Annotated in this window: 9 protein-coding genes; 3 read left to right on the forward strand and 6 right to left on the reverse strand. The window is 73.6% G+C overall.

Annotated features, from left to right (window positions below):
• Positions 1 to 3: 3 nt before the first annotated feature.
• Positions 4 to 1,569 carry an N-acetylmuramoyl-L-alanine amidase gene (locus K6I33_RS25180; protein ID WP_229356820.1) on the forward strand — a complete coding sequence of 522 codons (1,566 nt, stop codon included), beginning with the start codon at positions 4 to 6 and terminating at the stop codon, positions 1,567 to 1,569.
• Between the two features lie 73 nt (positions 1,570 to 1,642).
• Here the strand turns inward: K6I33_RS25180 and K6I33_RS25185 are convergent, their stop codons facing one another.
• The 6 genes from K6I33_RS25185 to K6I33_RS25210 form a co-directional block, all read right to left on the reverse strand.
• Positions 1,643 to 2,143 carry a hypothetical protein gene (locus K6I33_RS25185; RefSeq protein WP_229356813.1) on the reverse strand — a complete coding sequence of 167 codons (501 nt, stop codon included), beginning with the start codon at positions 2,141 to 2,143 and terminating at the stop codon, positions 1,643 to 1,645.
• Between the two features lie 94 nt (positions 2,144 to 2,237).
• Positions 2,238 to 2,477 carry a DUF397 domain-containing protein gene (locus tag K6I33_RS25190; RefSeq protein ID WP_229356814.1) on the reverse strand — a complete coding sequence of 80 codons (240 nt, stop codon included), beginning with the start codon at positions 2,475 to 2,477 and terminating at the stop codon, positions 2,238 to 2,240.
• Between the two features lie 79 nt (positions 2,478 to 2,556).
• Complete coding sequence (locus K6I33_RS25195; protein ID WP_229356821.1) at positions 2,557 to 3,723, reverse strand: thiolase domain-containing protein; 1,167 nt, start codon at positions 3,721 to 3,723, stop codon at positions 2,557 to 2,559.
• Positions 3,724 to 3,743: 20 nt separating this feature from the next.
• Positions 3,744 to 4,802, reverse strand: coding sequence for a thiolase domain-containing protein (locus K6I33_RS25200; RefSeq protein WP_229356815.1), 1,059 nt, complete (start codon positions 4,800 to 4,802; stop codon positions 3,744 to 3,746).
• A 13-nt stretch (positions 4,803 to 4,815) separates the two neighbouring features.
• A complete protein-coding gene (locus tag K6I33_RS25205; protein WP_229356816.1) occupies positions 4,816 to 5,760 on the reverse strand; it encodes an OB-fold nucleic acid binding domain-containing protein in 945 nt (314 codons plus the stop codon).
• 15 nt (positions 5,761 to 5,775) lie between these two features.
• Complete coding sequence (locus K6I33_RS25210; protein WP_229356817.1) at positions 5,776 to 6,579, reverse strand: crotonase/enoyl-CoA hydratase family protein; 804 nt, start codon at positions 6,577 to 6,579, stop codon at positions 5,776 to 5,778.
• A 151-nt stretch (positions 6,580 to 6,730) separates the two neighbouring features.
• Between K6I33_RS25210 and K6I33_RS25215 the strand changes: the two genes are divergently transcribed.
• Together K6I33_RS25215 and K6I33_RS25220 are read left to right on the forward strand one after the other, a co-directional pair.
• Positions 6,731 to 8,365 carry an acyl-CoA synthetase gene (locus tag K6I33_RS25215; RefSeq protein ID WP_229356818.1) on the forward strand — a complete coding sequence of 545 codons (1,635 nt, stop codon included), beginning with the start codon at positions 6,731 to 6,733 and terminating at the stop codon, positions 8,363 to 8,365.
• A gap of 207 nt (positions 8,366 to 8,572) precedes the next feature.
• The coding region (locus tag K6I33_RS25220) for a phosphocholine-specific phospholipase C (RefSeq protein ID WP_229356819.1) at positions 8,573 to 9,869 on the forward strand (1,297 nt) is incomplete at its 3' end.

Below are 9,869 nucleotides of genomic sequence, written 5' to 3' on the forward strand. Positions count from 1 at the left end.
GCGCTGCGGCCGGTGGCACGGGGCCGGGCGAGATCACCTCGGGCGTCCTCGCCCAAGGAGCTGCGCGCGAGCACCGCCGCCAATGTCCAGGGGGGCGCGGCCCTGCTGGCCGCCGAGCAGAAACGCCTCGGCCTGCCGCTGAGCGGTGACGCCGCCGACTGGTACGCGGCGGTGGCCGGCTACTCCGGTGCCACCGACGCCGCCACGGCGACCACCTTCGCCAATGACGTCTTCGACGTCATCCGCAAGGGGCAGCGGCGCACCACCGACAGCGGCCGGCAGGTCGCCCTGTCCGCCGCCCCCCGGGTCGCCCCCCGCACCGAGCAGGTGCGGCGGCTGGGGCTCGGCACGGTCCCGTCCCGGGGCACCGAGTGCCCGGAGTCGGTGGCCTGCGAGTCGATCCCGGCCCCGTACCAGCGGCTGGAGGGCAAGGACTACGGCAATCACGACCTCGCCGACCGGCCCGCCTCGCAGAAGGTCGACTTCATCGTCATCCATGACACCGAGGGGTCGTGGGAGACGACGATCAAGCTGATCAAGGACCCGGCGTATGTCTCCTGGAACTACACCGTGCGCTCCGGGGACGGCCATATCGCCCAGCACGTGCCGACCAAGGACGTCGCCTGGCACGCGGGGAACTGGTACGTGAACGCCAAGTCCGTCGGCATCGAGCACGAGGGTTTCCTGGCCCAGCCCGACGCCTGGTACACCGAGGAGATGTACCGCACGTCGGCCCGGCTGGTGGAGTATCTGGCCGACAAGCTGGACATCCCGCTGGACCGCCAGCACATCCTGGGCCATGACAACGTCCCGGGCACGGTTCCCTCGACCATCAGGGGCATGCACACCGACCCCGGCCCGTACTGGGACTGGGCGCACTACTTCGACCTGATGGGCCGGCCCTTCGAGGCGGCCGCGAGCCCCTTCAGCGGGATGGTCACCATCGCGCCCGAGTACGAGGACCACCAGCCGGCCTACACGGGCTGCGTCAAGCCCGGCGTGAAGTGCTCCCCGCACGGCTCGGGTGCGGTGCGGCTGCACACCGCACCGCGCGAGGACGCCCCGCTGATCCAGGACATCGGTCTGCGCCCGGACGGCAGCCCGTCGACGATCGACGTCAATGACACGGGTGCCCGTGCCTCCACCGGTCAGCAGTTCGCCGTCGCCGACCGGCAGGGCGGCTGGACGGCGATCTGGTACCTGGGGCAGAAGGCGTGGTTCCGTAACCCCTGGTGGGATCCGGTGGCGATGGGCGCCCATGGCCGGCTGGTCACCCCGAGGGAGGGCCTGGCCGAGATCCCCGTGTACGGGCGCGCCTTCCCGGAGAAGGAGGCCTATCCGGCGGGCGTTCCGGTGCAGGCCGTGACCCCGTTGCCCTACAAACTGCCCGCCGGGCAGGCGTATGTGGTGGGCGCGACCTCGCCGAGCGAGTATCTGTGGGCGGCGACCTTCGAGCAGTCGGGCCACCGGATCGTCCGGGGCGAGGACGTCTACTACGAGATCCAGTTCGGGCACCGGGTGGCCTTTGTGAAGGCCACCGACGTGGAGATCCGCTCCTCGAGGTGGTAGCGGCCCGGCACGGCGGGAGCCCGGCACGCGACGGCGTGCCGGGCTCCGGTGGTTCACGGTGCCGCTGGCGGTCCTAGCCGGCCTGGAACATCTCGGCCGGGAGGGGCTTCAGCAGCTGGTAGAGGTCGTCGGTGATCGGCCGGTCCCAGCTGGCGATGGTGACGAGGACACCGTCGCTGCGGTCGAACTGGGTGCAGGAGATCCGGCTCTCGGAGCACTTCAGCCGGCGCACGATCAGGAGGTTGTCCTCGTGCATGACGGGCACGTCCTCGGTCTCCACCACCTGGACCGGCTCGTCGTTGCCGAGGGCGGCCAGCAGCTGGGCCACCTCGAAGGGCACCTGGCCCTCGGCGAGCTCCCGGGCCGGGGAGCCCTCGGGCAGATTGCCGATGATCATCGCGGGGCCGCGGCCGCCGAACAGGTCGTAGCGGAGGAAGACCCCCTGGCAGCTGCCGTCGGGCGCGGGCAGCAGCCCGGCCCCGAGATCGCCCGGCCAGTCACCGGGGTCCATGGCGAGGACGTCGAAGTCCGGCCCGGTGGGGGTGGCGGCGCTGCGGCGGCGGAGGAAGGACATGCCCACATCGTACGTGCCCGCCGCGGCGCCGCGGTGCCGGGGAACCCGTCGGGCGGGTCCCTTCACCTGGAGCCGGCCGCTCCGGCACGCCCGGTCAGGTGAGGTCGAATTCCCCGGCCCGCGCGCTGAGCATGAACGCCCGCCACTCCCCCGGTGAGAAGATCACCGCCGGGACGTCGGGGTCCCTGCGGTCCCGCAGGGCGATGTATCCCTCGACGAAGGCGATCTGGACGTTGCCCCGGCTCCCCCGGGCGCTCGACTGCCACGTGGCCGTGGCGAGATCGAGGTCCGGCCTCATGTCGCCCACCAGTTGATCGGTCGTGCTGTCCGCCACGTCCGTACCCCTTCCGGCTCGTCGTCGCCGCCCACACTAGCGAGCGCGGCCGGTGCCCGACAGGCCCCCGGATCCGGCCTCACCGGGCAGGCGGGAAGGCGGCGACGAGCCACATGGCGAAGAACTGGGCGCCGCCGCCGTAGGCGTGCCCGAGGGCCCTGCGCGCGCCGGGCACCTGGTGTTCCCCCGCCGCGCCCCGCACCTGGAGCGCGGCCTCGGCGAAGCGGAGCATGCCGGAGGCCCCGATGGGGTTGGTGGACAGCACGCCCCCCGAGGGGTTGACGGGGAGGTCGCCGTCGAGCTCGGTGGCGCCGGACTCGACGAGCTTCCAGCCCTCGCCCTCGGCGGCGAAGCCCAGGTTCTCCAGCCACATCGGCTCGTACCAGCTGAAGGGGACGTACAGCTCGGCGACGTCGATCTCCCGGCGGGGGTCGGTGATGCCGGCCTGGCGGTAGACGTCGGCGGCGCAGTCGCGGCCGGCGCGCGGCGAGACGAAGTCCTTGCCGGCGAAGAGCGTGGGTTCGCTGCGCATGGCCCCGCCGTGCACCCAGGCGGGCGGGTGCGGGGCGCGGGCGGCGCCCGTTCGGCCGGTGAGGACCATGGCGCAGGCCCCGTCGGAGGAGGGGCAGGTCTCCGAGTAGCGGATGGGGTCCCAGAGCATGGGCGAGGAGCGCACCGCCTCCAGGGTGAGGCCGTGTTCGTGGAGGTGGGCGTAGGGGTTCTTCAGGGCGTTGCGGCGGTCCTTGTGGGCGACGAGCGTGCCGGTGCCGGCGGGGGCGCCGGTGCGGCGGATGTACGCGCGGACGTGCGGGGCGAAGAAGCCGCCGGCGCCGGCCAGGAGGGGTGGCTGGAAGGGGACGGGCAGGGACAGGCCCCACATGGCGTTGGACTCGGACTGCTTTTCGAAGGCCAGGGCGAGGACGGTCCGGTGGACGCGGGCGGCGACGAGGTTCGCGGCGACGAGGGCGGTGGAGCCGCCGACCGAGCCGGCGGTGTGGACGCGCAGGACGGGTTTGCCGACGGCGCCGAGGGCGTCGGCGAGGTGGAGTTCGGGCATCATGACGCCCTCGAAGAAGTCGGGGGCCTTGCCGATGACGACGGCTTCGACGTCGGTCCAGGTGAGGGCGGCGTCGTCGAGGGCGCGCCGGGCGGCCTCGCGGACGAGTCCGGCGAGGGAGACGTCCCGGCGGGCGGCGGCGTGGCGGGTCTGTCCGATGCCGACGACGGCCACGGGTTCCTTGCTCACGCGGGTGCTCACACGGCTGCTCACTCGGGTTCTCCTTCCAGCACGGCGACGAGGTTCTGCTGGAGGCAGGGGCCGGAGGTGGCGTGGGCGAGGGCGCGGTGGGACTCGCCCCGGTGGACACGGGCGGCGGCCTCGCCGATCCGGACGAGGCCGGCGGCCATGAGGGGGTGGGCGGCGAGGGCGCCGCCGGAGGGGTTGACGCGGACGTCGCCGGTGAGGCGGAGCGCCTTGCGGAGGATCACTTCCTGGGCGGTGAAGGGCGCGTGGAGTTCGGCGGTGTCGACGGGCGCGTCGAAGGCCCCGGCGCGTTCGGCGGCCAGGCGGGTGGAGGGCGAGTCGGTGAGGTCGCGCCGGCCCGGGTCCTGAGGTTCGATCCGGTGGTCGATGCCACGGATCCAGGCGGGCCGGGGGCACATGTGCCGGGCGCGTTCCCCGGCGGCGAGGACGACGGCGGCGGCGCCGTCGCTGACGGGCGGGCAGTCGCCGGTGCGCAGGGGGCGTACGACGTAGTCGCCGTGGGGGACGGCGCCGCGCAGCTGGGCGTGGGGGTTGCCGGCGGCGGCCGCGCGGTTGCGGGCGGCGATGGCGGCGAGGGCGTCCTCGTCGGTCTCGCCGGCGTCGATGAGGGCCTGGGCCTGGAGGGCGGCGAGGGCGATGGAATCCGGCCACAGGGGTGCCAGGTGGACGGGGTCGAGCTGGCGGGTGAGGACGTCGCGGATGTCGCCCGCGGAGGACTTTCCGTGGGCGTAGACGAGGGCGGTGTCCGCCTCGCCGGTGAGGATCTTCACCCAGGCCTCGTAGAGCGCCCAGGCCCCGTCCATCTCGACATGGGACTCGGCGATCGGGGGCCAGGCGCCGGCGCCGTCGAGGGTGAGGGTGAAGGAGAAGGGCCGGCCGGCGAGGTAGTCGCTGGAGCCGGAGCAGGTGAAGTCGGCCTCGCCGGGGGCGAGTCCGGCCCGGTCGAGGACCTCGCGCAGGACGGGGAGGAGCAGTTCCGTCTCGGAGAGCCCGGGGGTGGCGCGGCGGTGGTCGCTCTGGGCGAAGGCGACGACGGCCACGTCGCGGGGGCGCGGTGTCACGGCAGCCTCTTGGTCACAGCAGCCTCTTGTAGGTGTCGTAGTCGGCGTCGGGCTCGCCGGTGGGCCGGTAGTGGTCGGGGTGGCGGTCGCCGTCGCGCCAGACGGGCTCGACGCGCAGCCCCATGCGCACCTGGTCGTAAGGGATGCCGGCGACGCGTCCGTGGAGGGCGAGGTCGGCGCCGTCGAGGGCGATGTGGGCGTAGACGTAGGGGACGTCGATGGCCAGGTTCCTGGCCTTGATGTTGACGACGCAGAAGGTGGTGACCGTGCCGCGGGGGCCGACGGCGACCTGTTCGGTGGTGGCGACTCCGCAGGTGGGGCAGGCGCCGCGCGGCGGTACGTGGACCTTGTGGCAGGAGGGGCAGCGTTCGCCGGTGAGGCGCCGGCGGGCGAGGTCGTGGAGGTGGCGGCTCTGGGCGCGGCCGGGTGTGTAGGTGTAGTCGAGGCGGGCGGGGGCGGTGAGGGAGGTGACGGGGTCGGTGAACGTGCCGTGGTGCGGGGTGGCGTGGCCGGTCTCCGGCCCGTCGTGGGGTTCGAAGCAGGCGATGTCGGTGATGGCCCCGGTGCGTTGTCCCGCCCAGCGGACGCGGACGCGCATGCCGGTGCGGACGGATTCGGGGCCCGGGGCGTCGAGGACGTGGAGGAGGGCGGTGTCGGCGCCGTCGAGGCGGACGAGCACCCAGGCGAAGGGGGCCGCCAGTGGCTGGTTCGGGCGGGGTGCGGGGTTCCAGGCCCAGGTGGTGACCGTGCCGGTGGTGCCCACTTCGACGAGTTCGCGGATCTCCTCGGCGGTGACGGGGTCGTATTCGGCGGGCGGTACGAGCACGCGGCCGTCCTGGGCGCGGACGCCGAGGACGACGCGTTCGCGCAGGCCGGTGAGGAAGGCGCTCTGCACGGGGCCGAGGGAGCGGGTGAAGGGGAAGGAGACGACGAGGGGCGCGGTGAGCGGTTCCGGCATCGGTTCGCCTCCTCGTCAGCCGCGGCGGAAGACGGCGGGGCGCTTCTCGGCGAAGGCGCGGGCGCCTTCCTTGGCGTCGGCGGTGTCGAAGACGGGCCGGCCGCGTTCGAGTTCGAGGGCGAGGGCGTCGGGTTCGGGGAGGGCCGCGGCGTCGTGGACGCAGGCCTTGACGGCCTCGACGGCGAGCGGCGCGTTGGCGTTGACGAGCGCGGCGGTCTCCATGGCCCGTTCGAGGGCGGTGCCGTCGGGGACGACGTGGCCGATGAGGCCGATGCGCTCGGCTTCGGCGGCGGTGTAGGGGCGGCCGGTGAGCAGCATCTCCATGGCGTGGGTGCGGGGGATCTGCCGGGGCAGCCGGACCGTCGAGCCGCCGATGGGGAAGAGGCCGCGGCGGACCTCGAAGAGGCCGAAGACGGCGCCGCTGCCCGCGATGCGGATGTCGGTGCCCTGGAGGAGTTCGGTGCCGCCCGCGACGCAGGGGCCCTCGACGGCGGCGATCACGGGTTTGCGGGGCCGGTGGTGGCGGAGCATGGCCTTCCAGTGGAGGTCGGGGTCGGCCTTGAAGCGGGCGCGGACGGGGTCGTCCGCGCCCGGCCGCCGCTCCGCGAGCGCCTTGAGGTCCATGCCGGAGCAGAACGCCCCGCCCGCGCCGGTCAGGACGACCGAGCGGACGTCGTCGTCGGCGTCGGCCAGCAGCCAGGCGTCGTAGAGGCCGGCGAGCATCGGCAGGGACAGCGCGTTCCTCGCCTCCGGGCGGTCGAGGGTGAGGACGAGCGTGGCACCGGCGCGCTCCACGGTGAGGTGTTCGGTCCCGCCCATGGCGGACCTCCCGTCGTGGTTCATCTCGGTTGCGAGGACCGGAACAGCGTGCAGGAGGCGGGGGCACGGTTCAATAGTTTTCTGACTGATCGTCAGATTTCTTGGGCCGTGGCCCTTCCGGTCGTCGCGCCCCGGCGCTCTAATGACCGCCGTGGACTACAACCTCGCGGATCTCCTCGAGTCGGTCGTGGACGTGGTCCCCGCGCGGGAGGCCCTCGTCCACCTCGACCTCCCCGGCGACGGCGCCGAGCGCCGGCTGACGTACGCGGAGCTGGACACGGCGGCGGACCGGCTCGCCGGCCACCTCCTCGGCAGCGGCGTCGGCCCGGGCGACCACGTGGGGCTGCACCTCTACAACGGCGTGGCGTACCTGGAGACGCTCTGGGCCTGCCTGAAGATCCGGGCCGTGCCGGTCAACGTCAACTACCGCTACGTCGAGGACGAGCTGGCCTATCTCTACCGTGACGCGGACCTGGTCGCGCTGGTCTTCGACGCCTCCTTCACCGCCCGGGTGGCGGCGGCGCTCCCCCGGTCCGGAGGAGGGCCGCGCCATCTCGTCCGGGTGGGACGGCCGCCCGCCGGCGCCCGCGAGCCCGCCGTCACGCCGGTGGACTTCGCCGAGGCCGAGGCGTCCGGCACGCCCGTGCGCGACGCCGCCGGCCCGCGCTCGGGCGACGACCGGTTCGTCATCTACACCGGTGGCACCACCGGCATGCCCAAGGGCGTGGTGTGGCGGCAGGAGGACCTGTTCTTCTCCGGGCTCGGCGGGGGCGCGCCGACGGGACGGCCGGTGAAGCGGCCGGAGGAGGTGGCCGAGCGCGTCGCGGCGGGCGGCGAGGGCCTGGTCTTCTTCCCCACCGCGCCGCTGATGCACGGCACGTCCACCCTCACCGCGCTCATCGCCCACCTCCTCGGCCAGAAGGTGGTCCTGCACCGCAAGTACGCCCCCGAGGAGGTGCTGCGCACGATCGCCCGGGAGCGGGTCACCAATGTCTCCCTGGTCGGCGACGCGATGCTGCGGCCCCTGACGGAGACCCTGGCCGGGCCGCTGCGGGGGACCGACTGCTCCTCGCTGCTGAGCGTCAGCAGCTCGGGGGCCGTGCTGTCGGAGGCCGTGCGCGAGCGGTTCGCGGAGCTGCTGCCCGGGGTGCGGATCGTCAACAACTTCGGCTCCTCGGAGTCGGGTTTCAACGGAACCGCCACCGAGGACTCCGGCCCCGAGCGGGGCTTCCGGCTGCGCGTCAACGACCGTACGGCCGTGGTGGACCCGGTGACCCACCGGCCGGTCGCCCCGGGCGTGCCGGGCCGCGTCGCGCAGCGCGGGCACGTGCCGCTCGGCTACCACAACGACCCGGCGAAGACGGCCGAGACCTTCTTCACCGCAGGCGGGGAACGCTGGGTGCTGCTCGGCGACATGGCGACCGTGGACGCCGACGGGGTGGTGACCGTCCTGGGGCGCGGTTCCCAGTGCGTCAACACGGGCGGCGAGAAGGTCTTCCCGGAGGAGGTCGAGCAGGTCCTCAAGGCCCATCCGGCCGTCTACGACGTGCTGGTCACGGGCGTTCCCGACGCCCGCTGGGGCCAGCGCGTCACGGCGGTCGTCCAGCCCCGGGAGGGGGCGGAGCCCCCCACCCTGGAGGCGCTCCAGACGCACTGCCGGGCGCGGCTGGCGGGATACAAGGTGCCGCGGGGCCTGGTCCTGACGGAGCGTGTCGAACGCTCGCCGAGCGGCAAGGCGGACTACCGCTGGGCCCGGGCGGTGGCGGAGCGGGGATCCGGGGCCTGAGCCGCGGCCCGAGCCGCGGTGCCCGGCCGGCGCGGGCGGCGGGGCCGGTCGTACCGCGCAGGCGGGGCACCGCCCGTCGGTCCGACCCATCCCACACCGTCTCTTGGGCCGCAGGACATCTCGGATGCGGCGGGCGGTCACCCCGGCGCCGTTCACTGAACCCGCCCGTCCCTCACCGCCTCTCCCCTCCCGTCCCCAGGAGCTCCCATGACTCCCCTGACCCGTCGTGGTTTCCTCGGCGCGGCCGCCGCCACCGGCGCGGCCACGGCCCTGAGCACGGCGCTGCCCGCGTCGCTCCAGCAGGCGATGGCGGCGGCCTCCCCCGCCGGCACGCTCGACGACGTCGCCCACGTCGTCATCCTGATGCAGGAGAACCGTTCCTTCGATCACTACTTCGGCACCCTCAAGGGCGTACGCGGCTTCGGCGACCGCTCCCTGCTCCGCTTCCCCGGCGGCTCCGACGTCCTCAGACAGACCACGCTCGGGCCGCTCGGCGGGCGCGTGGTGCGGCCCTGGCACCTGGACACGGCCACCACCGACGCCCAGCGGGTCCGCGACCTCGACCACGGCTGGTCCGGGACCCATCGCGCCTGGAACAACGGCCGCTACGACAACTGGATCCCCGCCAAGAGCGCCTGGACCATGGGGCACTACCGCCGCGAGGACATCCCGTTCCAGTTCGCGCTGGCCGAGGCCTTCACCATCTGCGACCAGTACTTCTGCTCCGTCCAGGGCCCCACCAACCCCAACCGGCTCTACCAGTGGACGGGGACGGTCGACCCGGCGGGCAAGCAGGGCGGGCCCGTCACCGACAACTCCGAGAAGGGCTACTCCTGGACGACCTACCCCGAACGCCTTGAGGCGGCCGGGATCTCCTGGCGCGTCTACCAGCAGCAGGACAACTACGACGACAACCCCCTGGCCTGGTTCACCCGGTTCCGCGATGCCCGGCCCGGCTCGTCCCTGTACGACAACGGGATGCTGCGCCGCCCCGCCGACGCCTTCGCCCAGGACGTCGCGGCGGGCCGGCTCCCGGCGGTCAGCTGGGTCGTCGCCCCCGAGAACCAGTCCGAGCACCCCGCCTATCCGCCCGCGTACGGCGCGGACTTCACCGCGAAGTACGTCCTTACGTCGCTGGCCGCCCGCCCCGAGGTCTGGGCCAGAACGGTGGTGTTCCTCAACTTCGACGAGAACGACGGCTTCTTCGACCACGTGGCCCCGCCGGTCCCCCCGGCGGGCACGCCGGACGAGTTCGTGGGCGGCGCGCCGATCGGGCTGGGGCCCCGGGTGCCGATGACGGTGATCTCGCCGTGGAGCCGGGGCGGGTACGTCCACTCCGAGGTCCTCGACCACACCTCGCCCCTGCGGTTCCTGGAGAACTGGACGGGCGTCAAGGAGCCCAACATCTCCGCCTGGCGGCGCACCGTCTGCGGCGACCTGATGAGCGCCTTCGACTTCACCTCGAAGAGCGTCTCCTTCCCCGCGCTGCCGGACACCACCGCGC

Source organism: Streptomyces sp. UNOB3_S3 (assembly GCF_020740895.1).
Taxonomy (GTDB): Bacteria; Actinomycetota; Actinomycetes; order Streptomycetales; family Streptomycetaceae; genus Streptomyces.

What these genes read in the sequence shown, in the direction of transcription:
- K6I33_RS25205 (WP_229356816.1), bottom strand. Translation starts at nt 5,760, where the DNA reads ATGCCGGAACCGCTCACCGCGCCCCTCGTCGTCTCCTTCCCCTTCACC.
- K6I33_RS25185 (WP_229356813.1), bottom strand. Translation starts at nt 2,143, where the DNA reads ATGTCCTTCCTCCGCCGCCGCAGCGCCGCCACCCCCACCGGGCCGGAC.
- K6I33_RS25210 (WP_229356817.1), bottom strand. Translation starts at nt 6,579, where the DNA reads ATGGGCGGGACCGAACACCTCACCGTGGAGCGCGCCGGTGCCACGCTC.